18 protein-coding genes are annotated in these 25,194 nt (G+C 61.5%); 7 read left to right on the forward strand and 11 right to left on the reverse strand.

Translation table 11 applies throughout. From position 1 onward, the window contains the following. Window positions 1–10 precede the first annotated feature (10 nt). Window positions 11–484 carry a YjiG family protein gene (locus B2J69_RS12915; RefSeq protein WP_081139758.1) on the reverse strand — a complete coding sequence of 158 codons (474 nt, stop codon included), beginning with the start codon at window positions 482–484 and terminating at the stop codon, window positions 11–13. Further along, entirely contained in the window at window positions 474–1,145 is a 672-nt protein-coding gene (locus B2J69_RS12920; protein WP_081139760.1) for a nucleoside recognition domain-containing protein, read from the reverse strand. The genes B2J69_RS12915 and B2J69_RS12920 overlap by 11 nt, the downstream gene beginning before the upstream one ends. A 448-nt stretch (window positions 1,146–1,593) precedes the next feature. Here B2J69_RS12920 and ftnA point away from each other — a divergent pair, with 448 nt between their 5' ends. Next, window positions 1,594–2,103, forward strand: a complete 510-nt coding sequence (gene ftnA, locus B2J69_RS12925) for a non-heme ferritin (RefSeq protein ID WP_081139762.1) — start codon at window positions 1,594–1,596, stop codon at window positions 2,101–2,103. Between the two features lie 252 nt (window positions 2,104–2,355). On the opposite strand, the gene B2J69_RS12930 is transcribed toward ftnA, so the two are convergent. Then, window positions 2,356–4,716, reverse strand: a complete 2,361-nt coding sequence (locus B2J69_RS12930) for a glycoside hydrolase family 31 protein (RefSeq protein WP_081139764.1) — start codon at window positions 4,714–4,716, stop codon at window positions 2,356–2,358. Between the two features lie 10 nt (window positions 4,717–4,726). Further along, window positions 4,727–6,037: an MFS transporter gene (locus B2J69_RS12935; protein WP_081139766.1), complete on the reverse strand. Its 1,311-nt coding sequence runs from the start codon at window positions 6,035–6,037 to the stop codon at window positions 4,727–4,729. Between the two features lie 238 nt (window positions 6,038–6,275). On the opposite strand from B2J69_RS12935, the gene B2J69_RS12940 reads away from it, so the two are divergent. Then, a complete protein-coding gene (locus B2J69_RS12940; RefSeq protein WP_081139768.1) occupies window positions 6,276–7,340 on the forward strand; it encodes a LacI family DNA-binding transcriptional regulator in 1,065 nt (354 codons plus the stop codon). On the opposite strand, the gene B2J69_RS12945 is transcribed toward B2J69_RS12940, so the two are convergent. The 6 genes from B2J69_RS12945 to B2J69_RS12970 all read right to left on the reverse strand — a co-directional run bounded on the left by B2J69_RS12945 (window position 7,337) and on the right by B2J69_RS12970 (window position 17,945). After that, window positions 7,337–10,198 carry a sensor domain-containing protein gene (locus B2J69_RS12945; RefSeq protein ID WP_081139770.1) on the reverse strand — a complete coding sequence of 954 codons (2,862 nt, stop codon included), beginning with the start codon at window positions 10,196–10,198 and terminating at the stop codon, window positions 7,337–7,339. The genes B2J69_RS12940 and B2J69_RS12945 overlap by 4 nt on opposite strands. Window positions 10,199–10,480: 282 nt before the next feature. Continuing rightward, window positions 10,481–10,906, reverse strand: coding sequence for a nucleoside triphosphatase NudI (gene nudI / locus B2J69_RS12950; RefSeq protein WP_081139849.1), 426 nt, complete (start codon window positions 10,904–10,906; stop codon window positions 10,481–10,483). Between the two features lie 179 nt (window positions 10,907–11,085). Continuing rightward, window positions 11,086–12,807, reverse strand: a complete 1,722-nt coding sequence (locus B2J69_RS12955; RefSeq protein WP_081139772.1) for a lysophospholipid acyltransferase family protein — start codon at window positions 12,805–12,807, stop codon at window positions 11,086–11,088. Between the two features lie 74 nt (window positions 12,808–12,881). After that, on the reverse strand, window positions 12,882–13,487 hold the full coding sequence (locus B2J69_RS12960; protein ID WP_081139774.1) for a cupin domain-containing protein: 606 nt from the start codon (window positions 13,485–13,487) through the stop codon (window positions 12,882–12,884). A gap of 134 nt (window positions 13,488–13,621) precedes the next feature. Continuing rightward, on the reverse strand, window positions 13,622–15,745 hold the full coding sequence (locus B2J69_RS12965) for a putative bifunctional diguanylate cyclase/phosphodiesterase (protein ID WP_081139776.1): 2,124 nt from the start codon (window positions 15,743–15,745) through the stop codon (window positions 13,622–13,624). Between the two features lie 154 nt (window positions 15,746–15,899). Next, window positions 15,900–17,945: a putative bifunctional diguanylate cyclase/phosphodiesterase gene (locus B2J69_RS12970; protein ID WP_081139778.1), complete on the reverse strand. Its 2,046-nt coding sequence runs from the start codon at window positions 17,943–17,945 to the stop codon at window positions 15,900–15,902. Window positions 17,946–18,480: 535 nt separating this feature from the next. On the opposite strand from B2J69_RS12970, the gene B2J69_RS12975 reads away from it, so the two are divergent. The 5 genes from B2J69_RS12975 to B2J69_RS12995 are packed head-to-tail and all read left to right on the forward strand — an operon-like array spanning window position 18,481 to window position 23,727. After that, a complete protein-coding gene (locus B2J69_RS12975; protein WP_081139779.1) occupies window positions 18,481–19,050 on the forward strand; it encodes a spore coat protein U domain-containing protein in 570 nt (189 codons plus the stop codon). A gap of 52 nt (window positions 19,051–19,102) precedes the next feature. Next, window positions 19,103–19,588 carry a Csu type fimbrial protein gene (locus tag B2J69_RS12980; RefSeq protein ID WP_236722728.1) on the forward strand — a complete coding sequence of 162 codons (486 nt, stop codon included), beginning with the start codon at window positions 19,103–19,105 and terminating at the stop codon, window positions 19,586–19,588. A 24-nt stretch (window positions 19,589–19,612) separates the two neighbouring features. Continuing rightward, window positions 19,613–20,302 (forward strand): fimbrial biogenesis chaperone, encoded by a 690-nt coding sequence (locus B2J69_RS12985; protein WP_407944744.1) that lies wholly within the window; start codon window positions 19,613–19,615, stop codon window positions 20,300–20,302. After that, entirely contained in the window at window positions 20,303–22,753 is a 2,451-nt protein-coding gene (locus B2J69_RS12990; protein ID WP_081139785.1) for a fimbria/pilus outer membrane usher protein, read from the forward strand. It abuts the gene before it with no gap. Continuing rightward, window positions 22,750–23,727 (forward strand): Csu type fimbrial protein, encoded by a 978-nt coding sequence (locus tag B2J69_RS12995; RefSeq protein WP_081139787.1) that lies wholly within the window; start codon window positions 22,750–22,752, stop codon window positions 23,725–23,727. Before B2J69_RS12990 ends, B2J69_RS12995 begins: the two co-directional genes overlap by 4 nt. On the opposite strand, the gene tcuC is transcribed toward B2J69_RS12995, so the two are convergent. After that, a complete protein-coding gene (gene tcuC / locus B2J69_RS13000; RefSeq protein WP_081139789.1) occupies window positions 23,724–25,043 on the reverse strand; it encodes an MFS transporter in 1,320 nt (439 codons plus the stop codon). The two genes, B2J69_RS12995 and tcuC, sit on opposite strands and share 4 nt — an antisense overlap. Window positions 25,044–25,194 lie beyond the last annotated feature (151 nt).

A 25,194-nucleotide genomic window follows, 5' to 3' on the forward strand; every position in this document is an offset into this window, starting at 1 on the left:
CGCTTTTCTCCTAAATAAAAAGACGCATAACGCACATCGCGATCGCCGCGTTGATGACGCTCACCAGCATCAGCAGCGGCCAGTATTTTTTCGGCACGTCGGCCACGCCCAGCAGGCGCCCCATGTATTGCAGCTGCGATCCCATCAGGAAAATCGCGGGCGCGAGGATGGTTACGTCCGCGCCGGTCAGCACCCCTTTGGCCAGCAGGCTTACCGCGACGCCGGTGCCAGCGGACGAGGAGAGCCAGGCGGTGAGCAGCACGGTAATGGCTTCGCCCGGCAGGCCAAACAGCCCCATTAGCGGCGCGAAAACCTGCCCCAGAAACGGCATAATGCCGAGCAGATTCAGCACTTCCGCCAGCACATAGGCCATCACCACGTTAGGCATCAGGTTATGAATGGCGATATGAAAACCTTTGCGCGCGCCGGTGACGAAAATATCAAAAGGATTTTGGCTGCTTTTTACCGCGCCGTTATTTTCCATGGGGGAAATCCTTCTTATAAACACTGTTTAACACACAACGCGTCAACGCCGCACCGACAAATTTAAGAACAAACATTAAGGCGAGCGGAATAATAATCGGCAGGGTCATCGAGGCGAACAGCGCCGAGCCGATGGCGAAATAGTTATTGATTAAGCCCGCGCCGGAATATTGCCAGGCGCTCATCACCACAATATCTTTTTTTGTTACCTGACCGCGGTCGAACATCTCTTTGGTCAGCGCCGCGCCCGCATCGGTGCTCTGCAAATCGGTGATCAACGCCAGCCCGCAGCGTCCCGGCAGGCCCATCAGCGGCTGCAGCAGCGGTGTCAGCAGCTTATGCGCCGCGCGCATCGCGCCGTAGTGGGTGAAGATCTCCAGTACGCCCAGCGCCAGCATCACCGTGGGCGTCAGCGAGAGCGCGAAGAGGAAACCCGCTTTGGCACTCAGGCCACCCGCGCCGAGAAAGGTATTGCTGGCGGGATCCTTCATGGTGCCGAAGCTGCCGCCCAGCGTGGTGAAGTCAAAGGCGCTCAGCCAGTGAAAGCCTTCAACCTGGTAGAGCATTCCTGAAAAAAAGAGGATGGCCGCCACCAGCGCCAGATAGCTTCCTTTGCTGGCAGTGACGCGCGCGTCCGTCAGCACTATTTTTTCATCAGACATTGTTATTCCCGTTTAATAACCCTGGCAGTTGCGATATATGGAACTCTATTGGTTGCAGGATTTATGCCAGCGGCCCCGTATCGTCCCTTTTGAAAATAAAGTTTTCCTCTGAGCCTGTTTGCGCTAATTAACCGGATACAACTGCATCGATTTATATTCCGTGACGAAACTATACGGCGTAAATCAGGAGGGATTTCGACGCCGCAGGGCGAGAAGATAATATGCGCTGCACCAGGCGGGTGCAGCGGCCGCGCACTGCGCTGGTGCGATGCCGAATCGTTCCAGGAATGATAATCGCTCGCATTCAATTAGCTAAATAATTCTATTTAAATCAAACAGATAAAACGTGTTTTTTCCGCAAAACGCTATCTTTCGCGCGGCGTTATGGTGCATAATTCACCACTTCTCACCTGTTTAATTATTCTCTCTTTCTATAAAGGAATCGCCCATGCTTACTGCTGAGATGACCGCGCGTCTGAACGATCAACTTAACCTCGAATTTTTCTCCGCCAACCTCTATTTGCAGATGAGCGCATGGTGCAGCGATAAAGGTCTGGAAGGCGCAGCGGCGTTTCTGAAAGAGCACTCTCGCGAAGAGATGGAGCATATGCAGCGCCTGTTTGACTACCTGAGCGATACCGGCGCGATGCCGGTGCTGGGCACCATCGCCGCGCCGCCGGTCGCCTATAACTCGCTGCCCGAGCTGCTGGAGCAGGCGCTGGATCATGAGAAGCTGATCACGCGTAAAATCAACGAGCTGGCGCATGCAGCGATTACCTCGCTCGACTACTCCACCTTTAATTTCCTGCAGTGGTATGTGGCGGAGCAGCATGAAGAAGAGAAGCTGTTCAAAACCGTGCTCGATAAGCTGGCGCTGGTCGGCAATAAAGGCGAAGGCCTGTTCCTGATCGATAAAGATCTGGCGCGGATGAATACGGAAAGCCACGGCGCTAACTAAAGGTTTTACAGACGATACTTGAGTCAAAACGCGGGTAAGATGGCCCGAAGAGCAAAGCGTCCCGCGACAAGGACAAAAACGCCGGGAGCGTTTTTGAACAACGCAACGCGTTGGCCCGGCAACGGGCGCACCTCAAGGATGAGGTGCGTAATCGCGCGGGCCGAGCTGGCCGGGATGCCGTTTTTTGCGTCTTTGCGATCGGGCCATCTCACCTGCTTTCGCGCCTCGCTCGCAAACATCTCTTCTTCGTTTTTACAAGCTAAACCGCTCGCCCTTCTCGCCGTTGATCCACAGCTCGCGCTGCTCGCCCGCAGGCAGCAACACCTCAATCTCACGCCACGCCGGCTGATAGTCGCCGCGCTTCTCCAGCGTCAGCTCGAGACGATCGCTGCTGCTGTGCAGCGTCCAGCGCATCCACAGCGCGTTGCCCTGACGCCAGCCGTGACTCTCACCGTCATCGTCGAAAAACTCGCCATCGGTGCGCGCCTCGCCCGGCGCGGGCCACAGCTGCAGCTCACGCACGCTGTCGAGCCGCGCGTCGGTGGTGGTTTCGCAGCGCCCCAGCGGAATGGCGGCGCCAGCGCGCGCCAGCAGCGGCAGCCGATCCAGCGGCGCCTCCAGCGTTACGGTCTGCCCGCCCGCCAGCCACTGTCCGCTGTGCCAGTCATACCAGCCGTGGGCGTTGCGCGGCAGATAAACCTCGCGCGCGCGGCTGCCCTCTTCCACTACGCTGGCCACCAGCAGATCGCGCCCCAGCAGAAAGTCGTCGTTTTCCCGGTACGTCTCGCTGTCCTCTTCGTGATCGAGGAAGGTAGGACGCAGCATCGGCTCATCCTGCGCGCTCGCCTGCCACAGCAGCGTGTAGAGATAGGGCATCAGACGGTAGCGCAAACGGATCGCCTCGCGGATCAGCGGCGTCACCTCTGGATACATCCAGGGCTCGTTCACGGTGTGATCGTCGTTCCAGGAGTGGATGGTGAAGCGCGGATGCATCACGCCGTTCTGCACCCAGCGCACAAACAGCTCGGCGTCCGGCTTGTCGCCCGAAAAGCCGCCGACGTCGTGACCGACGTTAAACAGCCCGGACAGGCTCATGCCCAGCCCCATGCGGATGTTGTAGCGCAGCGTCTGCCAGCTGGTGCGGTTATCGCCGCTCCAGGTCTGCACGTAGCGCTGCATCCCGGCGCAGCCGGAACGGGAGATGAGATAGGGCCGTTTTTCCGGCGCGAAACGCTGCTGCGCCTCCAGCGAGGCGCGCATCATCAGCAGCGGCATCACCGGACGGATATGCTTAATCGCAATGCTTTGTCCAAAACCGTAGCAGCGCGCTTCGCCGTCCCAGACCTCATATTCATTGTTGTCGTTCCAGGTGGCGTCGATGCCCTTCTCCAGCAGCTGGGCGGTGACGTTCTCCTGCCACCAGCGCACCGCCTGCGGATGGGTAAAATCGAGATGCGAGCCCTCATCGTCCCAGAACACCGACCGCTCCGGGCGATCCTGCTCTGAGTCGCGGATAAACAGCCCCTGCGCCGCCACTTCCTGATAGCGCGGATGATCCTGCAGCAGGCAAGGTTTAATGTTCGCCGCCAGCTTCATGCCCGCCGCGTGGAACGCCTCGCTCATGGCGTTGGGATTCGGCACCTTGTCGTAGTTCCAGTTAAAGACATAGCGCTTGTTGTTGATAGAGGTGTAGCCCGAGGAGAGCTGGAACGAGTCGCAAGGGATCTCATGCTCGCGGCAGAGGCGAATAAAGCCCTGCAGCTGCTGCTGCGCGTCCGGCGCGTCGGTGTAGTGCATGGTCGAGCCGCTGTAGCCCAGGCTCCACTTCGGCTGAAAAATCGTGCGCCCGGTGAGGCGCACGAAAGCCTGGGTCACATCCAGCAGCTTTGGCCCCAGCATCAGGTAGTAGTCGAGATCGCCCGCCTCGGCGCGATAGCGGCGGTACGGCAGATGGTAGTTGTCCAGCTCGTTGCCGAGATCGAGCCAGCTGCTGCTCAGGTTGTCGTAGAACAGGCCGAAGCTGACACCGTCGCGCTGCGTCAGGGTAAAGGGAATATGCTTATAGAGCGGATCGGTGCTGGCGGCGTTATAGCCCATCGCGTCGAGGTTACGCATCTCGAAGCGGCGACCGCTGCGGTTGAGATCGCCGCTCTTCTCGCCGAGACCGTAGACGCGATCCTCTGGCTGGCGGCGCTGATAGTGCTCCACGCCGTCGCCGTGCGCGTTAAGCAGATAGGCGCCGGTGTGGCGATCGGCCGCCAGCGGCCGCCACTCTCCCTGATGAAAATGGTCCCAGCTCAGGCAGAGCGGATGGTGCACCGTCACCCGCAGACGATCGGTGCTGACGCGCAGCTGGTTCGCCTCATGCTCCAGCTGAAACGCCGGCAGCCCGAATCCGTCGAGAGATTCACGATCGCGCCCTTCCCAGGGCACGTCGTCGCCCGGCGCGATGCTCCAGGTGCGGTTCAGCGCCAGCTCGCCGTCGCGCTTCAGCAGCACGCGCATCAGGCCCGACTCCAGCACATACAGGCGCAGCAGATGGCGGTTATCCACCTTCAGCTCGACAAAATGATCGGCGTGCTGACTCAGCGTCCAGTTCTTCAGGGTTTTCATTGCGGTGTCCTTATTGTTCAGCGCTGCGCTGACGGCGTTCGGCGATAAACATCACCAGGAAAATCGCGCCCACCAGGTCGAAAAAGCCCATGGCGACGAACAGCGGGTTGAAACCGATGGTGTCGGCGGTGACGCCGATAATCAGGGAAAAAATAAAGCTGGCGATCCAGGCGCAGGAGCCGCGCATGCCGTTTACCGTCGCCATCTGGCGGCGATCGAAGCGCTCCACCACCAGCGCGCTGAGCATGCAGGAGATCACCTGATGGCCGAAGCCGCCGATCGAGATCAGCGCGATCGCCAGATAAGGATCTTTAACCATGGTCATCAGCGCCAGTGAGATCATCAGCGCCGCGCCGGTGACCGAACTGGCGACGATAGAGTTGACGCGCGTCAGGCCGAACCACTTGACGTAGATTTTGGTGAGATAGCCGCTGGCGACGCTGCCGAGATCGGCGGCGAGAAACGGCAGCCAGGCGAACATCACGATCTGCTTGAGATCCATGCCGCGCTCGTTGGCCAGGTAGAGCGGCACCCAGAAGCTCAGCACCGCCCAGGCGGGCTCAGCGAGAAAGGCCGGAATGGCGATGCCGTAAAACTTTTTCTCTTTGCCGATGGTTTTCAGCGCCTGGAAGAACGGCAGCTTTTCGCCCACCGCTTCGTTATCCTGGGTGATCCAGGCGCGCTCCTCATCTGACAGGCGCGCATGTTTTTCCGGCGACTGATAGCCCCACCACCAGAGGCCGACCCACAGCAGTCCCAGCCCGCCGGTGAGCAGGAACGCGCCCTGCCAGCCGAACGAGATATGCGCCACGTAGATAATCGGCGGCGCCAGCATCGCGCCGACCGAGAAGCCGACGCCCGCCCAGCCCGCGGCGACCGGCCGCTCTTTTTTCGGGAACCAGTCGCCGATCGCTTTGGCGTTGGCGGGCGTCGCCGCCGCTTCCGACGCGCCCATCACAAAGCGCAGCAGCGCCAGATGGAGCCAGCTGCCGGCGCCAGCGTGCAGTAAACAGGTCAGCGACCAGATCAGCGCGCAGATCAGGAAGCCCATCTTCAGGCCGATAACGTCGATCAGCCAGCCGCACAGCGGCTGAAACAGGGTATAGGCGAGCTGAAAGGCCGCCACCACCCAGGAGTAATGCTCGGTGCTCATATTCAGGCTGGTTTTCAGCTCCGGCGCCAGAATGCCGAGCGAATTGCGCGTCACGTAGTTCACCGTCACGCCCAGCAGAAACAGCCCCAGCATCCACCAGCGCAGATGTTTGATGGCGCGCACGGTGCGCGTGGCGACGGCAGGCCTGGTTGTTGATTCAAGGCTCATTTTTCAGCTCCTGTGCAGGCTTTTAAAGGCCAGGTTAATCCTTCACATCGCCCATCGGCGTACTCCGTGTTTCGTCTCCGCACCCTAAAAAATCGCGAAACCTCGGTATAGCCACTTTTTTGCAAATTTTTTCATGGCAAACTTTTTGGCGCGTTTAAAACGGGTTACTTGCCTTATCTGACGCGATTCAGCACCTGATGAAAATTTTTTCATCAGCAGATTTGAAGGGGATCACAAAATGAAACAAAGGCTGAAAATAGGCGAAATCGCGGCGCTGAGCGGCGTGTCGATCAGCACCGTTTCGCGCGTGCTGGCGGGCAAGGCCAATACTCGCGCCAGCACGCGCGACAAGGTGCTGGCGGTGGCGCAGCAGCAGGGGGTGCTGGATAACCTGCACAGCGGCCGCCTGCTGTTGAATACCCTGATGGTATTTGCGCCGCCGCGCGCCTTCGATGTGCGCAGCGATATCTTTTACTACAAGGTGATTCAGGGCGTCGCGCAGGCGATCGCGCCGCACGAGGTGCGTCTGCGCTACTGCGCGCTGGAGGAGAATGAGAGCGACGCGGCGCTGTTTCTGGAGAAGATGCAGCAGACCGACGCCGCGCTGCTGGTGGGTATCGACGACAGCCATATTCATCAGCTGGCGGCGGAGATGCATAAGCCCTGCGTGCTGGTCAACGCGCTGGATCGCCGCATGCGCCTGCCGTCGGTGTCGCCGCATCATCAGCTGATTGGCGAAAGCGCCGCACGCTATCTGTTCGAGCAGGGACACCGGCAAATCCTGACGCTGCACTGCCTGCGCCGCTACACCATGGAGCAGCGGCTACAGGGGGTGCGCGACGCCTGGCACGCCATGAACCTGCGCTTCGACAGCCGCCAGCATCTGCTGACCCTCACCAGCTTCAGCCGTCTTGAGGCGGCGGAGAGGCTGAGCGAGTATCTGAAGCACTGTCCGCTTGCGCAGCGACCGACGGCGATTCTGGCGAGCGGCGACTATATCGCCGCCGGCGCGGTGGAGGCGCTGCAGCGCGCCGGGCTGCACGTGCCGCAGGATGTGTCGGTGATGAGCATGGACGGCTTTAACCTCGCCGCCATCCACGATATTCCGCTGACTTCGGTGCAGGTGCCGCGCGACGAGCTGGGCGCAGAGGCGGTGCGCATGGTGCAGAGCATGCGCCTGAATGCGCAGGCGCTGCCCGGCACGCTGCTGCTGCACGGCAAGCTGGTGGTGCGCGAATCGGTGCGGCGCATTCGCGACAACCTCAGCCACGCGCCAGTGCAGCAGCACGGCCTCTACGACTAAGCCGGATTATCCAGCGCCTTCAGGCGCAGCTCCGACGGCTGCGGGCGGCCGAAGTAGTAGCCCTGGAACAGCGTACAGCCCTCTTCACGCAGCTTCGCGAACTGTTCACTGCTCTCGACCCCTTCCGCGGTGATCTGGATATCCAGGCTGCGGCTCATGCCGGTGATGGCGCGGATGATCGCCAGCGCCTCGCGGCTGTCGCCCATATCGTTGATAAAGGACTTATCGATTTTGATCTTGTCGAAGGGGAAGGATCGCAGGTAGCTGAGCGACGAGTAGCCGGTGCCGAAGTCGTCGAGCGCGATCTGCACGCCGAGTTTCTTCAGGCTCTCCAGGGTGCGGATATTGCCGAGGGAGTCGTCGAGCAGCACTGACTCGGTGATCTCCACCTCCAGCCGGCTCGGATCCAGCCCAGAGTCGCGCAGCGCCGCCTCCACCACCGACACCAGCGAGCTGTTTTTAAACTGCAGCGGCGACAGGTTGACCGATACCGACTGTTTACCTTCCCAGGTGGTCGCTTCGCGGCAGGCTTCATAGAGCGCATAGGCGCCGAGCATATGAATTAGCCCGCTCTCTTCCGCAATGGGAATAAAGTCGTTCGGCATAATCAGCCCTTTCACCGGATGGTGCCAGCGCATCAGCGCCTCGTAGCCGATAATCGACTGCACCGCTTCGCCGTCGGTGATCGGCTGATAGTAGAGCCGCAGCTGACGACCGCTGATCGCCTCGCGCAGATCGTTCTCTATCACGCGGCGGCTGCGCGCCACGTCGTCCATTGCCAGCGTAAAGTGCTCGTAGCGGTTGCGGCCGTTGCGTTTGGCCTCATAGAGCGCCATATCGGCGCAGCGCAGCAGCTGCTCCGGGGTATTGGTGATGGTGGCGCTCAGGGCGATGCCGACGCTGAGGCCGACGCTGAGATTGTGCCCTTCGATATTCACCGGCGGACGTATCGCCTCAATCAGCCGCTGGGCGACGATCGCCGCCTCATCCGCATTGCTGATGGCGGGCAGCACGATAGCGAACTCGTCGCCGCCGATGCGCGCCAGCGTATCGCGATCGCGCAGCGTGCCGCGCAGCCGTTTGGCCACCGCGCGCAGCAGTTCGTCGCCGATCTGATGGCCGAGCGCGTCGTTCACGTTCTTGAAGTTGTCGAGATCGAGGCAGAGCGTGGCGGTCTGCCGGCCGCTCTGGCTGTCGTTGCGCAGCGCCTCGCTCAGCCGCTGGCGGAACAGAATACGGTTCGGCAGGCTGGTGAGATTGTCATGATGCGCCATATGGTGAATGCGCGCGTCGGCGGCGCGCTGGTCGGTGACATCCTCGACGATCAGCATAATGTAGTTCTGGCGCGCGTCCTGCCCGGCGATGGTGGTGGCGCGGGTATGCAGGATGCGTTCGCCGCTGGCGGTAAGCAGCAGCTGCTCGCGCTGGTGGATGCCCTCGCTGCGCAGCGCGATATCCGCCAGGCTGTTGAAATAGTCGCTGAGTTCAGCCGACATACACTCGTGCGGCCGCTTGTTGACCAGCAGCGCCTTCGCCACGCCGAACAGTTTCTCTGACCGATCGTTGACCAGCAGGATTTCGCGCGTGATGGCGTCTTCTACCAACACGCAGGAGGGAATATTGGCGATGATGTTGTCGAGAAATTTCGACAGCGCCGACATTTTCGCGCTCTGCGCTTCGGCCAGATCTTTGGCGCGCAGCAGCTTCTGCTCCTGCTCGCGGCGCTCGGTCACGTCGCGGGTGATCTTGGCGAAGCCGATCAGGCGTCCTTCATCGTTATGAATGGCGTCGATCACCACATGTGCCCAGAAGGCGCTGCCGTCTTTGCGGTAGCGCCAGCCTTCATCTTCAAAGCGGCCGCTGGCCAGCGCAATCGCCAGGTTAGCGTCCGGGGTGCGCTGTAGCCGCTCCTGCGAGCCGTAAAACACCGAGAAGTGCTCACCGACGATCTCCTCGGCGAGGTAGCCCTTGGCGCGCTGCGCGCCGGCGTTCCAGTTCACCACGCAGCCGTTGATATCCAGCATATAGATAGCATAATCGGTCACGCCCTCTACCAGCAGGCGAAAGCGCTGCTCGTGCTCGCGCTGCGCGCGCAGCAGCGCCTGCTGCTCGGTGCAGTCGCGGGTGATTTTGGCGTAGCCAATTAGCTTGCCGCCGTCGTCGCGGATCGCATCGATGATCACGTGCGCCCAGAAGGCGCTGCCGTCTTTGCGATAGCGCCAGCCCTCATCTTCAAAGCGGCCGGTGCGAAACGCAGTTTGCAGGTTTTTTTCCGGAATATGCGCCTGGCGATCCTGCGCGCTGTAGAAGCGGGAGAAGTGCTGGCCGACGATCTCTTCCGCCACGTAGCCTTTGGCGCGCTGCGCGCCGGCGTTCCAGTTCACCACCAGCCCGTCGTGATCCAGCATATAGATGGCGTAGTCGGTGACGCCCTCTACCAGCAGGCGGAAGCGCGCTTCCTGCTCGCGCTCTTTGCGCTGCTGCTCCTGCTGCTCCGTGCAGTCGCGGGTGATCTTGGCAAAGCCGATCAGTTCGCCGCTGTCGCCGCGGATGGCGTCAATCACCACATGCGCCCAGAAGGCGCTGCCGTCTTTGCGGTAGCGCCAGCCTTCGGTTTCGAAGCTGCCGGTGCGCGCGGCGATCTCCAGACCGCGCTGCGGCACGCCGTTCAGCCGATCCTGCTCGCTATAGAACAGCGAGAAATGTTTACCGACAATTTCATCTGGCGTATAGCCTTTTGCCCGCTGCGCCCCGGCGTTCCAGTTAGCGACGGTGCCGTCTGGCTTCAGCATATAGATGGCGTAGTCGATCACGCTCTGTACCAGTAACCGATACATAACATCAGCATTTTTATCCATTTTTATTAGCCTGTTGCTGCGCTGCTTAAAGTGGCCCCAAAAAAATTAAGAAATGTCTTAATACCGCTTCGACTACATCTGAAATGCCCTGTTTTGACAAGCATAAATGCGCTGAAAACGAAAGTTAGTAGGTAGGTTATCGGCAGTGGCGAGAAAATGTTCAGTTGTAAAGATGACAAATAAAACGCGTTGTTTTAGCAGAGAAATAGTGAAAGCCGCCCGCGATTGCGCTTAGCGGGCGGCTGATTTGATATAAGCAGGGAAGTTCTGAGCTTCAGGCGCTTATATCAGCCCTTTCTGACGGAAAGTGAGCCGGGTGGCCTCGTTCAGGTCCATCGTTTTAAGCGCCGCAGGAGCAACCCAGGCCGTTTCCTGAAACTCTTCGTTGAACGTGATCGCTCTGTTGGCAGTAACGCAGTCGTATATCAGATAGATCATATAAATTTCTTCTTGTGAGCCATCTGCGTAAGTTTTCATTCGCTTATCATCGCGGAATGTCCAGGGTTGAATATGGGCGATCTCAAGAGCGTCGCCTAATTCTTCTCTGATTTCACGCCGCAACGCGTTTTCGATTGTTTCGTCAGGTTCCACACCCCCGCCTGGTAACGCCCATTGCCCCGGAAAAACGCCGCGATCTTTGGCCATTCTGCATAGCAAGTATTCGCCTTCATTTTGTATGACGGGACAAACGATTATTCTCTGACGCATTTTTTTCATAGCGATATTTTCCCTGAGCAATCAGTAGCCCTGATTAGGGCTAAATCTGAAACCTCTGTTTATCTGTAAGCCTGTTGCGAGCGAACTAAAATTTAACCCTGCTAAAAAAAGGGTTATACGTCAAAATACGCCCTGCGTAGATAAAGTTAAAGGGTAAATATACCGCCGCCTTACGCCTGCTCCTTTACCGGCAACTGATGCACCGCAATATAGCGCTCATAGCGCGACGGCTTTAGCCGGGTTAAATCCACCAGCACCAGCCCGTCGATGCAGTGATTAAAATCGGGATCGCTGCCGAAGTCGATAAACTGCACGCCGCCGGGCGCGCACAGCTCAGAATATTGCTTATAGAGCGTGGGGATGGCGCAGCCGAGATTGCTTAACAGCTGCTTGAGCCTGCGCAAATCTTCCTGATAGTTGTCGCCGCTGAACTGCGCCAGCACCTCCGGCAGCGAGGCGGGATAAGGTCGACGCGACGTCGCCAGCGGCAGTTCGGTGGGGAAATAGAGGCGGTAAAAAGCCACCAGCAGGTCGCGCGCCGCCAGCGGCATGCCGCCGGAGATCGAGACCGGCCCAAACAAGTAGCGCGTCTGCGGATAGCGCGCCAGATAAGCGCCAATGCCGAGCCAGAGATAATCGAGACCGCGCTTGCCCCAGTAGGCAGGCTGAATAAAACTGCGGCCCAGCTCGATGCTCTGCTGCAAAATCGGCATCATCCGCTCGTCATAGTGGAACAGGCTGTGGCTGTAGAACCCTTCCAGCCCGCGTCGGGCGAGCTGCTCTTCGCCGGGAATAAAGCGGTAGGCGCCGACAATTTCCAGCTGCGCGTCGTCCCACAGGATCAGGTGATAATAGTCGTCGTCGAAATTATCCAGATCGCGACGGCGGCCGCTGCCCTCGCCCACGGCGCGAAAGGCGATTTCGCGCAGCCGTCCCAGTTCGCGCAGCAGCGGCACCCAGGTGGCGCCGTTGCGCCGCCACAGGTAGATCTGCTTGCCGTCGCCGGTGGTGCCGAGGTGCTCGCTGTCGCGCAGCGCCCGCTTCAGCTCGGCGCGATCCTCCGCGCGGGCGATCGCTTTCTCCGTCTGGAACAGGCCAGGACGCTGCTGGCCGATGCGATAGAGATGCTTGCGTAGCCGCTTCGCCAGCGCTTTGCCCGGCGTATGGCCGTCATGCCAGTGCGCAAACGGGATCTGCGCGCCAATATGCAGTTTGATGCGCGCGCCGCGCTGGCGGAACATTTCGCGCACCAGCATCAGCAGCGCCAGCGGCTGGGCGATCTTCGCCGCCGCGTAGAACAGCGCGCTGTTGCGGCCGTCGATAAATACCGGCAGCAGCGGCGCGCGGGCGCGCGCCGCCAGCCGCAGAAAGGTGTGATGCCAGCGGCCGTCGCGCACGCCGCGGCTGCCAAGGCGCGATACCTCACCCGCCGGGAAAATAATCAGCACGCCGTCACCGGCGAGATGCTGCTGCATATGTTCAAGCTGATCGCGACTGGTGCGGTTGCCCATATTGTCGACCGGCAGCATCAGCGCGTTGAGCGGCTCTAGCATCGTCAGCATGCGGTTGGCGACAATTTTGACATCGCGCCGCACCTGCGCCACCGCCGACAGCAGCGCCAGCCCGTCAAGCGCGCCGAGCGGATGGTTGGCGACGATCACCACCGGCCCGCGCGGCGGGATCTGCTCCAGATCGCGCTCGCTCAGCTCGCAGCGCACGTCGAGGTGCTCCAGCATCTGCTCGACCATATCCAGCCCTTTCAGATGCGGATAGCGCGCGGCGAAGCGCTGAAACTCCTCTTCGCGCAGCGCCCAGCGCAGCGCGCGACGCTGCCAGCCGGCGGGCTGCGCCTGCGGCCAGAAACGTTCGACAACCTGATCGACAGAAAACATAACGCGCCTTTTTTTCGACGATGATGACGCCAAAAATAAGGCGAGATGTTTTCAGTATGATGACGCAGCGCGGGTCAGAGATGGTCAGCGATCGGCGTCCAGATCTCGGTCAGCGCGCCCGCTTCGCCGGTAAAAGGATCGCGCGTCGGCAGCGGCACCTGCTTCACCTGCTGCTGGGCCGCCTGCAGTTTTGCCGGCTCGTCGCGGCTGGTCTCCGGCGAGAATCCCTCTGGATAGGCGCCGACCACCATAAAGTCCTCGCTGGCGTAGACCTGTTTATGGCCGACGCCCGCCGGGATCAGCACCGCATCGCCGGCGCGCAGCGTCACCATACGGCCGGTATCGCCGCCGAACAGCACTTCCGCCCAGCCCTGCGCCACGCCCAGCAGCTCATGGGTGTTTGGATGGTAATGGGTGTAGGGAAAAATGTCGTAGCGCCAGGCGGGCGGCCAGCCGTGGCGGGCAAAGGTCTGCTCGAACCAGCTGGCGAGATCGGGATCCTCCTCCTCCGCGTCATCCGGCGCGACGCGCGGCCAGATGATCAGCGGCAGAGGATTATTCGGCACGCCGCCCGACGGGTTGGCAAGCATCAGGTGCTGCGGATTATTCGACGATCCGGCAGCGAACGTGCCTGCCGCGAAGGACATCAGCAACAACAGACTGGAAGAAGAGGCAGTCATACAGGGTCTCCGGTTAGCGTTCAGCTAAGTGTGGCAAAACCCGGTGCCGTTGCAATGTGCGCTGATCAGCAAATTCAACATAAAAGCATGATTTTGCTAACCAAACACAAATAACATCGCAACAATTCTACGCGTTAACCCGGCGTCGCCTCGCAGATGCTGTGCGGCAGCGCCGCCTGGCGCTTCTCTTCCGCCTCCAGCGCGAAGTTGGGCAGCTCGGCGACCTTTTCCGGCGGCACCGGTTTGCCCAGCAGATAGCCCTGCAGCGTGTTGCAGCCTAAGCCGGTGAGGAAAGCCTGCTGCTCGGCGGTTTCTACCCCTTCCGCCACCACTTTGAGATCCAGCGACTGCGCCAGCGCGACGATAGCCGAGACGATGGTGGCGTCCTCGGTCTGATGCTGTAACTCATTGACGAAAGCGCGATCGATTTTCAGTTCGCTGGCCGGCAGGCGCTTGAGATAGAGCAGGCTGGAGTAGCCGGTGCCGAAGTCGTCAATCGAGGCTTTTACCCCCAGCCGCGTCAGCTCGGTCAGGATGCGCACGCTCTCGTCGGGATCGCGCATCGCCGTGGTTTCTGTTACCTCCAGCGTCAGCAGCTCAGGCGGGATGTCGTGGGTCGCCAGCGCCTCGGTCACCGTCTCCACCAGATTGCTCTGTTCAAACTGCAGCGCCGACAGGTTCACCGCCACCGACCAGTTCAGATGCCCCTGCTGACGCCACTGATGCAGCTGGCGACACGCCTCATTAATCACCCAGCCGCCGATAGTGACGATCATGCCGGTCTTCTCCGCCAGCGGCAGAAAAACGTCGGGCGTCAGCAGGCCGCGCGTGGGATGCTGCCAGCGCAGCAGCGCCTCAAAGCCGATGATCGGCCCGCGCGGCGCGCAATATTTCGGCTGATAGAAGAGCCTTAGCTCGTTGTTCTCCTGCGCGTGCCAGAGATCGTTGTTGAGCTGCAGCTGGGTCTGCGCCAGCGTATTCATCGACGGCTGGAAGAAGTTGTGCCCGTTGCGGCCGTTGTTTTTGGTGTGGTACATCGCCGCATCGGCGTTGAACATCAGCTCGCGCTCGTCGTTGCCGTCGCCGGGATAGACCGCGATGCCGATGCTCAGCGACACCATCAGCTCGTAGCGCGAGATCTCAAACGGCCGCTCAATGGCTTTCACCAGCGTATCCGCGACCGTTGCGGCGTCGTTGGGATCGTTTATCTCAATCAGCAGCACGAACTCGTCGCCGCCCATGCGCGCCAGCGTGTAGTAGCCCTTCATCTGCTCGCTCATGCGCTCGGTAACCGCGATCAACAGGTTGTCGCCGACGTGATGGCCAAAGGCGTCGTTGACCGCCTTGAAGCCGTCAAGATCCATAAACATCAGCGCGAACTGGGTGCGCTCGCGGTTGGCCTTGTTGATCGCCTGCTCCAGGCGATCCTCCAGCAGAATACGGTTCGGCAGACGCGTCAGGTTGTCGTGCAGCGCCAGCTGCGCCAGTTCGCGGTTCGCCTCCGCCAGCGACCGCGCCAGGATGGCGGTGCGCGCCTGCATGCGCGCGTCCAGCATCGACACCAGCAGCGTAATGCCGAGGATCGCCAGCGTCACCACCGTGACCAGAATCGCCAGCCAGTTGCTGTTGACGCCCATCTGCATGGCGTGGCTGTGCGCCGGGAAACTGGCCGCCGCCATGCCGGTATAGTGCATGCCCGCGATGGCGAAGCCCATCACCACCGAGGCGCCGAGGCGCAGGACCGTGGTGCGGCCGGTGGTGCCGTCGCGCAGGTTGAACGCCAGCCAGAGCGCCGCGCCCGACGCCACCAGCGCAATCACCACCGACACGGCGATCCAGCCCCAGTTCCAGCGGATGCCGGGCGAGAACATCAGCGCCGCCATGCCGGTGTAGTGCATCGCCGCCACGCCGCTGCCCAGCACCAGCGCGCCGCCCAGCAGCTTTTTCAGCGGCAGATCGCCCTGGCAGACCAGCCAGAGCGCGAAGATCGAGGCGACAACGGCTATCGCCATCGAGACGCCGGTCAGCGACGCGTCATAGCTCATCACCATTTCCATAGTCATGGAGAGCATGCCGATAAAGTGCATCGCCCAGATGCCGACGCCCATGGCGAAGCCGCCGCCAAACAGCCAGATCAGCGCGACTCTGCCGGTCGAGGTCGCGACGCGGCCCGCCATATCCAGCGCGGTAAAGGAGGCCAGCATTGCGACGAGGATCGACACAATGACGGTAAACGAATCGTATGAGGTCACTAACATAGTGAAGTTCCGTTAAAGCCCAAAACGCAGCTGTGGTGTTGTAATGAAAAAGTCACAGGGATGAATTATTTGCTCAGGTTATCGGCAAAAGGCAAAGGGTTATTAGCCAGCCACGATGAAAGCTTCCGATGTCTCTGAGCGTTAAAATCTATCGTCAGCTGACAATGAAGTCGCCGACGCGGTCGGCAGGGGTCGGTTTGCCCAGCAGATAGCCCTGCAGCGCGTCGAAACCGAGCCGCGTCAGCAGCGTTTGCTGCTCTTCCGTTTCCACCCCTTCCGCCACCATGCGCAGATTCAGCGTCTGCGCCAGCGCCAGCATCGCGCTGACTACGGTGGCGTCCTCGCTGTCGGCGCGCAGGCTGTTGATAAAGCTGCGGTCGATCTTCAGTTCGCTGGCGTCGAGGTGCTTGAGATGCAGCAGGTTGGCGTAGCCGATGCCAAAGTTGTCGATCGCCACGCTTACCTGAATTTTTTGCAGCTCGCTGATGCGCTGCTGGCTAAACTGCGGATCGCGCATGGCGACGGTTTCGGCAATCTCCAGCGTCAGCGCGCCGCCCGGCAGCTGATGGCACAGCAGCGCCTGGCGCACGGTTTCCAGCAGATCGCGCTGGTGAAACTGCAGCGCCGAGAGGTTGACGGAGACGGTCCAGTGCTCATGCCCGTCGCTGTGCCACTGTTTTAGCTGGCGGCAGGCTTCGTTGATCACCCAGTTGCCGAGGGCGACGATCTGGCCGGTTTTCTCCGCGCGCGGCAGAAAGATATCGGGCATCAGCAGGCCGCGCGTGGGATGCTGCCAGCGCAGCAGCGCCTCAAAGCCGATCAGCTCGCTGCCGCTGGAGCGGAATTTCGGCTGATAGAACAGCCGCATCTCCTGGCGCTCCAGCGCCTGCCACAGATCGTTGGCCAGCGCCAGCTGGTGCTGCGCGCTGGCGCTCATCGCCGGCTCGAACAGGCAGCAGCCGTTGCGGCCGCTGTATTTAACGTGGTACATCGCCGAATCGGCGTTGAACATCAGCTCCTGCTTGCTGCGGCCGTGCTGCGGCCAGAGGGCGACGCCGACGCTGAGCGAGACGCGCAGCAGATAGCGGTCCAGCTCGAACGCGGCGTCGATCGCCCTGACCAGCCGCTGCGCCAGCGCCACGGCGCGCGCGCTGTCGTTGCCCGTTGTCAGCAGCACAAACTCGTCGCCGCCGAGGCGCGCCAGCAGCATGTCGTCGTCGAGCTGGCCGCGCAGGCGGTCGGCGACAGCAATCAGCAGGCGGTCGCCGACAAAGTGGCCCCAGGTGTCGTTCACCGCCTTGAAGCCGTCGAGATCCATATACATCAGGGCGAAGCCCGCGCCGTCGCGCGACGCCTGACGCAGCGCGGCGTCCAGCCGCTGCTCGAGCATCACGCGGTTGGGCAGCGCGGTCAGATTGTCGTGCATCGCCAGCTGATGCAGCTCCTGGTTCGCCTGTTTCAGACGCTGCGCCAGCCGCGCCGCGCGCAGCTGCGCGTCCAGCATCGAGGCGAGCAGCGTAAAGCCGAGAATAGAGAGCGTCACCAGCGCCACCCACACCGCCAGCCCCTGACTGCTGACGCCCTGCGCCAGCGTCATGCTGTGGCGATCGAACTGCGCCGCCGCCATGCCGGTATAGTGCATGCCGGCGATGGCGACGCCCATCACCAGCGCCCCGAGCGCGCGCATCGTCAGAAGATTTTTTTCGCTTTGACGCAGGTGGAACGCCAGCCAGAGCGCCGCGGCGGAGGCGAGATAAGCGATGGCGACGGAGAGCGCCACCAGCGACAGGCGCCAGTGCGGCGCGGGCGAGATCAGCAGCGCGCGCATGCCAATGTAGTGCATCGCCGCCACGCCGCTGCCGAGCATGGCGCTGCCGCTAAGCCAGCGGCGTCGGCTAAAGCGCGAGCCGCCCTGGGTCTGGGCAAAGGCCAGCACGCAGGCGCCGCAGGCCGCCAGCAGCGATAGCACCGTCAGGCCGCTGTCGTAATGCATCGGCATCATCATCGCCAGCATACCGATAAAGTGCATCGCCCAGATGCCGATGCCCATCGCGACGCCGCCGACCATCAGCCATAAACGCGCCTGCCAGCCTTGCGACACCGCGACGCGCCCTGCCGTATCCAGCGCAGTAAACGCGGCAATAAAAGCGACGATCAGCGAAACGCCGACCAGAACGCTATCCCAGGTGACCAGCAGCATGTGCAACTCCTCACACCCCGTCTGTCAGCAGGCGGGGTGTTGTCATCAACAACGATTTCAAACAACAACAGACGGATAAAATATCGGCCAGCCGTGCGGTTTATTATTTTCAGGGCCGAATGCCGCCGTCCCGCTCGGGCGGGAGATAAGTAAGACCTTTCCTGGTCTGGCTGAAAAAAGCGTAACTATGTCTGATTAATGCATGAACATATCACTGTTAGCGAAGCGACGATAGAGGGCGAAATGTTACCCGCTTTGCTTTTTTTCATCTGACACAACATATTGGTATTACTGGTTTATCGACCGGATAAGCGAATTGATTAATGAAAAATTAACGTATCGCTTCACTGAGTCTTGTACGCTGATCTATAGTAAGTAAAATTTATAAAAATCCCTTAGCCAAAAACTAAGAAGATTCTAAGAAGACAGGTAATTTCTGGCGCAGCCAGAGCCGCCACTGAGATATTTTGCTGGATTTGCTAATTGGTCACCGGGTGAAAAAGCACTGACTCTGGATAATCGGTAAGGATTGATTATGAAACTCAAGCTTTTTCTGTTTGCCGCTGCGGGACTGACCACCGTACTGCCTTCTGTGACTTTTGGCGCCACCACCACAGGGACCATTAATGCGACCCTGACGCTCACCACCGGTTGTCTGGTCAACGGCCAGTCCGCTACCACCGGCGTTAACTTCGGTACCCTGAACTTCGGCAGCAGCGCGGCGACGTTCGATACCCTGAACGCCACGCTGGTCGGCGCCTCCGGCAACGGCATCTACGTGCGCTGCACCACCGGTCAGACCTACAACGTGCAGGTCACCAGCAGCAACGCGGCGCCCGCCACCATCTTCGGCACCGTTTCTGGCCAGCCGCGCTACCTGATCCTCGGCTCCAACAATACGCAGGGGATCGCCTACACCCTTTACAGCGACGCGGCCTTTACCACCGCTATCGCTAACAACACCAATATCGCCGCCAGCGGCACCACCGATCCGACGCTGGGCACCAACTACGCCATCTACGGTCGCGTGGTCGGCGGCGGCTTCAACCCGCTGATCCCGGCAGGGACCTACACCGACACCATCAACGTCGCCGTGAATTACTGATCGCGCGGTCGGGAGCCTCTGGGTGGCAGTGCCGCGCGCGTTGCGCACGCTAATCTGCACGCTGCCCCTGCTGACAGGAAGTCTACACGCCTGGAGCCTGCCTACCAGCACGTTTCAGGTGTCCGCTTCCATCGTGGCGGGCTGCGTCGTCTCCGGTACCAATACCGGGGTCTTCGGCACGCTTGATTTCGGCTCGCAGTCGGGCGTCGCCAGCAGCAGCGTCAGCGCCAGCTTTGTGCAGAGCACCGCGATTACGCTCGCCTGCACGCCCGGCACCACCCTGAGCATGAGCATCAACGGCGGCACTAACTACACCACCACGCGCAACCTGAAACACACCAGCAACACCAATACCGTGGCCTATTCCCTCTATTCCAACGCCAGCCGTACTACCGCGATCCCGGTCAACAGCGCCGTCGCGCTGAGCTACAGCAACGCCAATAACATCACTTTGCCGATTTACGGGTTGCTGCAACTGCCTGGGCCGACGCGCGCTGGCGTCTATACCGACACACTGACCGTGACGCTGAGCTGGTAGCCGCATGCTTAAAGGAGAAATGTGATGATGCGCGCCCTGTTGTTCTTTATATCCCTGCTGGCGACCAGCGCCCAGGCGGCCAATTCGCTGATGATCTGGCCCATCGATCCCAGCATCAACCCGGATGAAAAAGCCAGCGAGCTGTGGCTGGAGAATCGCGGCAGCGTCACGACGCTGATGCAGGTGCGCATCTTTAGCTGGCAGCAGGTTGGTGGCCAGGAGCAGTACGCCACCCAGCAAAGCGTGGTCGCCAGCCCGCCGCTGGTACGCATCGAGCCGGGTCAGAAACAGCTGGTGCGTCTGATTAAGCAAACGCCGCCCGGCGCGGGTCAGGAGCTGGCCTACCGCGTGGTGCTCGACGAGATCCCGACGCCGCGCACGCCAGGGGAAAACCAGGCGGGCCTCAACTTTCAGATGCGCTACTCGGTGCCGCTGTTTGTCTACGGCGACGGGCTGACGCGCGACGCGGCAAAGCCCGATCTGAGCTGGCGGACGATCAGCGAAGGCGGCAAATCCTGGCTGCTTATCGCCAACCGCGGCAGCGGCCATGCGCGCCTCAGCAATGTGGTCATCGGCGGACGTAAGCTGGGCGACGGTCTGTTCGGCTACGTGCTGGCGCGCAGCGAAAACCGCTGGCCGCTGAAAGCCGCCGTTGGCGGTCAGCTGACGGCAGAGACCAACGCCGGCGCCTGGCGCAGCGCGTCCAGCCGCTAAATGGCACGCTCCCTTCGCCCCTGCGCGCTGGCGGTGGCCAGCGTCTGCGCCTGTTTGACGTCAGCCGCCGCGCTGGCGGAGACCTTTTCGTCTCTGCCGCCGCCGCCGTCGCTGGCGAGCAGCGGCGAGCAGCAGCGCTATATGCTGGAGCTGGTGGTTAACCAGCGCGAAAGCGGCGCTATCGTGCCGGTCGAGCGGCGCGACGGCCACTTTCTGCTGCGCGCCGGCGACCTGCAGCGCGCCGGCATTCCGGCGGAAAAACTGCCGGACCCGCAGCAGGTCGACGTCAGCCAGTGGCGCGAGGTAAAAGCGGACTACGACGATCGTCGTCAGCGTCTGCTGCTGACGGTGCCGCCCGACTGGCTGTCGGGCCAGGTGATCGGCGAGGCGCAGAACGGCCCGCGCTATCCCGGCCGCACCAGCACCGGCGCGCTGTTCAACTACGATTTCTACGCCACGCGCACCACCAACGCCGGCACGCGGCTGTCGGCCTGGAACGAGCTGCGGCTTTTCGGCGCGGCGGGCCAGTTCTCCAGCAACGGCGTCTGGCAGCAGCAGATGGAGGGGCGTGCGCCCGCGCAGGATGACGGCTATATCCGCTACGACACCTGGTGGAGCAACGAGGATGAGAACAACGTCATCAGCTGGCGCGTCGGCGATCTCACCACCGATGCCCTGAGCTGGAGCAACAGCGTGCGGCTCGGCGGCATCCAGATTGGCCGCGACTTCAGCGTGCGGCCCGATCTGGTGACCTATCCGCTGCCGGCGTTTTCCGGCCAGGCGGCGGTGCCCTCGACCGTCGATCTCTTTATCAACGGCTATCGCTCCAGCCAGGCGAACGTGCAGCCCGGTCCTTGGTCGCTGACCAACGTGCCTTTCGTTAACGGCGCGGGCGACGCGGTGATCACCACCACCGACGCCGTGGGACGACAGGTGACCACCACGCTGCCGTTTTACGTCTCCAGCACGCTGCTGAAGGCGGGCCTGAGCGACTACTCCTTCTCCGCGGGGGCGTTTCGTGACAGCTACGGCATTAAAAACTTCGATTACGGCGAGGCGGCGGCGAGTGGCTCGCTGCGCTACGGCGCCACCGACTGGCTGACGCTGGAAACCCATGCTGAAGGCAGCGACACTCTGGCGATGGGCGGCGCGGGCGCGATGTTCCGCGTCGGCAGCCTGGGCGTATTGAACGGCGCGCTGGCGCAGAGCCAGATGAACGGCGCGGCCGGCACGCAGTACAGCTGGGGCTATCAGTACAACAACAGCTGGTTCAGCATCGGCACGCAGCATACGCTGCGCAGCCGCGAATTCGGCAACCTGGCGCTGCTCAGTAGCCGGACCGGCAACAGCGATACCAGCAATACCACCTATAGCCTGGCGCGCCGCAGCGCCCAGTACAACGCCAGCGTGTCGCTGAGCCAGTATGGCAGCCTCGGCGCGGCTTATATCGATATCAGCGGCGGCGACGGCCAGCACACGCGGCTGCTCAATCTCTCCTGGAGCAAAACCCTGTGGGGCAACTCCAGCCTTTACGTCTCCGCCAGCCGCGACCAGCAACAGGGCGCGTGGAGCGGCGCGATTTCGCTGGTGATCCCGTTCGGCGAGCACGGCAGCGCCTCGGTCAGCATGGAGCGTGACCAGCAGGGCGAGAATAATCAGCGGCTCTACCTGTCGCGCTCGATGCCGAGCGACGGCGGCTTCGCCTGGGACGCCTCCTGGGCCAATCAGGGCGGCAACAGCGGCGATTACCGTCAGGGAAGCCTGCGCTGGCGCAACAACAAAATCGACACCTCGGCGGGCTTCTACGGCGACGACGACTACAACACCCAGTGGGCGGATCTCACCGGTTCGCTGGTGCTGATGGACAGCGAGGTGTTCGCCGCCAACGCCATTAACGACGCCTTCGTGGTGGTGAAAACCAGCTATCCCGACGTCAACGTGCGCTATGAAAATCAGTCGATGGGACGCACCGACCGCAACGGCTATCTGCTGGTGCCGTCAATCAGCAGCTACTATCCGGCCAAATACGATATCGACACCCTCGACCTGCCGGCGGATATCACCACGCCAAAGGTGGAGCAGCGCTTCGCGGTGAAGCGCCAGAGCGGCTATCTGCTGCACTTCCCGGTGGAGAAGCTGCGCGCCGCCAGCGTGATCCTGCACGACGCCGACGGCCAGCCGCTGCCGGTCTCCAGCCAGGTGCTGCGCGACGGTCAGGCGACAGAGTATGTCGGCTGGGACGGCATCGCGTGGATGGAGAACCTGCACGCCAGCAACCCAATGCGCGTCGCCACGCCCGATGGACGCACCTGCAGCGCCGAGCTGACTATCGCCAACGGCCAGCCGCAGGCGCTGAAAACCTATGGCCCGATCACCTGCCCGCTGCCGCCCAGGCCAGCAGGCGCGCCGGTGCCCAGCCCCGATAACTCCACCTCAGGGATCACGCCATGAAGAAAATTTTGCTGATGCTGGCGCTGCTGCTCTTCTTTCCCACCCTGGCGCGCGCCGCCTGCACGCTACCCAGCTCCACCGCCAGCTTCGGCTCGGTCACCACCTTTGTGGTGAACAGCACGGTGCAAAACACCTCGACCAACGCCAACGTCAACTGCGGCTCCGGCTCGGCGCTGTCGCTGCTGGGCAATAACCAGATCACCTTTCAGCTCACCGGCGCCACCAACGTCAGCGGCACGCGCGGCACCTTGAAACGCAGCGGCGACACCGGCACCGATAATATCCCTGTGCAGCTCTGCATCGACAGCGCCTGCGCCACCGAACTCACCATCGGCGCCGCCGCCTACGTCATCAGCCAGTCGGTGCTGGTCAACCTCGCCGGCCTGCTGGGCAGCCTTAACTTCGCCATTCCGGTCTATCTGCGCACCGTGCCGGGCCAGACGGTGGCGGCAGGCACCTATACCACCACGCTCAACCTGGCGGTGACCTATAACATCTGCACCAGCGTCGGCGTCGGCAATATTTGCCTGTCGCCGCAGACTGGCAGCGGCGTGATCCCCATCAGCGTCACCCTGGTGGTCAGCAACGACTGCACCACCATTACCTCGCCCAATATCAGCTTCGGCAGCGCGCCGCTGGTCGGCAGCTTCTCCGCCGTGTCGCAGACGATTAACGTGGTATGCAGTAAAGGCAGCACCTACACGGTGGGGTTGAGCAACGGCAACTACGTCAGCGGCACGCAGCGCCAGATGGCGAGCGGCACTAACCGACTGAGCTATGAGATCTACAAGGGAACCAGCAGCAACCGCTGGGGGCCGAGCGGCAGCGAACGCTACAGCAGCGCCAGCTCCACCAGCGTCAGCAGCGATGGGCTGACGCGCGGCTACAGCTACACCGCGCGCATCCTCACCACGCAAAACACGCCGCCTGCGGGCGACTACACCGACAGCGTGGTGGTGGACCTCTCGTTTTAGATCGAGGCGCTGGCGACGGCAGCGCCGTGGCGCGCGCGATACTGTTTCACCATCCGGCCAATCAGCAATGTGCCGATCAGGCCGCAGACGGCGGCGAAGGTAAGCCAGACGCCGGGCATCGCTTTGTCGCCGGTGGCGTGGATCAGGTAGCTGGAGATGGCGGGCGTAAAGCCGCCGAACAGCGCGGTTGCCAGGCTGTAGGCGAGGGAAAAGCCGGAGGCGCGCACCTCGGCAGGCATAATCTCCGCCAGATAGACCACCATCGCGCCGTTGTAGCTGGCGTAGAGGAACGAGAGCCACAGCTCCGCCTCCATCAGATGGGCGAAGGTCGGCGATCCCACCAGCCAGTGCAGCACCGGCCAGGTGGTGAGGATCATCAGCAGCGTAAAGGTAATTAACAGCGGACGGCGGCCGATGCGGTCTGACAGCGCACCCATCAGCGGCAGCCAGATCAGGTTAGAGAGGCCAACGCACAGCGTCACCAGGAAGCTCTGCTTGTCGCTCATCATCAGCACGGTTTTGCCGAAGGTCGGGGTAAAGGCGGTGATCATATAGAACATCACGGTGGTGGTGACCACCATCAACATGCCCGCCAGCACCAGCGCCCAGTTGCTCGCCAGCGAGCGCATAATCTGGCGCATGGTCGGATGCTGTTTACGCTGGCTGAAGGCTTCGGTCTCTTCCAGCATGCGGCGGATCCAGAACAGGAACGGCACGATCATACAGCCGACGACAAAGGGAATACGCCAGCCCCACTCCGTCACCGCCTCTTTCGCCAGCAGATGGTTAAGCAGCAGGCCGAGCAGCGCGGCGAAGATCACCGCAATCTGCTGGCTGCCCGACTGCCAGCTCACGAAGAAGCCTTTGCGCCCTTTCGGCGCAACCTCCGCCAGATAGACCGAGACGCCGCCCAGCTCAACCCCGGCGGAGAAGCCCTGCAGCAGACGGCCCAGCAGGATCAGAATCGGCGCGGCGGCGCCCAGCGTGGCGTAGCCTGGCACCAGCGCGATGGTCAGCGTGCCGATCGCCATCAGCCCCAGCGTCAGCAGCAGCCCTTTGCGGCGGCCATGCTGGTCGATATAGGCGCCAAGCACGATAGCGCCCAGCGGCCGCATCAAAAATCCGGCGCCGAAGGTCATCAGGGTTAACATTAGCGAGGCAAATGGATCGTCGCCGGGAAAGAAGGTTTTCGCGATGGCGGTGGCGTAGTAGCCAAACACCATAAAGTCATACATTTCAAGGAAGTTACCGCTGGTAACGTTGAAGATGGTTCGGGCGCTGCCCTGAGGTTTTTGTAAAGACGACGTGTGGCTCATAGTGGCTTCCTGCGTTTTTCCTCCGTTTTAGCCTGACGGGCCTGGGATTAACGTGACGCGCCTCACCATTTCACTTTACAATACTGAAACTAAAAGTAACAAACAGTTAACCTGGCAATTATGCAGCATTATTCACCCTTGTGCGCGCTCG

Source organism: Pantoea latae (assembly GCF_002077695.1).
GTDB lineage: Bacteria > Pseudomonadota > Gammaproteobacteria > Enterobacterales > Enterobacteriaceae > Pantoea > Pantoea latae.

Excerpts from the sequence above, each read along its gene's own strand:
- B2J69_RS12915 (WP_081139758.1), bottom strand. The coding sequence starts at position 484 with ATGGAAAATAACGGCGCGGTAAAAAGCAGCCAAAATCCTTTTGATATT.
- B2J69_RS12920 (WP_081139760.1), bottom strand. The coding sequence starts at position 1,145 with ATGTCTGATGAAAAAATAGTGCTGACGGACGCGCGCGTCACTGCCAGC.
- ftnA (WP_081139762.1), top strand. The coding sequence starts at position 1,594 with ATGCTTACTGCTGAGATGACCGCGCGTCTGAACGATCAACTTAACCTC.
- B2J69_RS12930 (WP_081139764.1), bottom strand. The coding sequence starts at position 4,716 with ATGAAAACCCTGAAGAACTGGACGCTGAGTCAGCACGCCGATCATTTT.
- B2J69_RS12935 (WP_081139766.1), bottom strand. The coding sequence starts at position 6,037 with ATGAGCCTTGAATCAACAACCAGGCCTGCCGTCGCCACGCGCACCGTG.
- B2J69_RS12940 (WP_081139768.1), top strand. The coding sequence starts at position 6,276 with ATGAAACAAAGGCTGAAAATAGGCGAAATCGCGGCGCTGAGCGGCGTG.
- B2J69_RS12945 (WP_081139770.1), bottom strand. The coding sequence starts at position 10,198 with ATGGATAAAAATGCTGATGTTATGTATCGGTTACTGGTACAGAGCGTG.
- nudI (WP_081139849.1), bottom strand. The coding sequence starts at position 10,906 with ATGCGTCAGAGAATAATCGTTTGTCCCGTCATACAAAATGAAGGCGAA.
- B2J69_RS12955 (WP_081139772.1), bottom strand. The coding sequence starts at position 12,807 with ATGTTTTCTGTCGATCAGGTTGTCGAACGTTTCTGGCCGCAGGCGCAG.
- B2J69_RS12960 (WP_081139774.1), bottom strand. The coding sequence starts at position 13,487 with ATGACTGCCTCTTCTTCCAGTCTGTTGTTGCTGATGTCCTTCGCGGCA.
- B2J69_RS12965 (WP_081139776.1), bottom strand. The coding sequence starts at position 15,745 with ATGTTAGTGACCTCATACGATTCGTTTACCGTCATTGTGTCGATCCTC.
- B2J69_RS12970 (WP_081139778.1), bottom strand. The coding sequence starts at position 17,945 with ATGCTGCTGGTCACCTGGGATAGCGTTCTGGTCGGCGTTTCGCTGATC.
- B2J69_RS12975 (WP_081139779.1), top strand. The coding sequence starts at position 18,481 with ATGAAACTCAAGCTTTTTCTGTTTGCCGCTGCGGGACTGACCACCGTA.
- B2J69_RS12985 (WP_407944744.1), top strand. The coding sequence starts at position 19,613 with ATGATGCGCGCCCTGTTGTTCTTTATATCCCTGCTGGCGACCAGCGCC.
- B2J69_RS12990 (WP_081139785.1), top strand. The coding sequence starts at position 20,303 with ATGGCACGCTCCCTTCGCCCCTGCGCGCTGGCGGTGGCCAGCGTCTGC.
- B2J69_RS12995 (WP_081139787.1), top strand. The coding sequence starts at position 22,750 with ATGAAGAAAATTTTGCTGATGCTGGCGCTGCTGCTCTTCTTTCCCACC.
- tcuC (WP_081139789.1), bottom strand. The coding sequence starts at position 25,043 with ATGAGCCACACGTCGTCTTTACAAAAACCTCAGGGCAGCGCCCGAACC.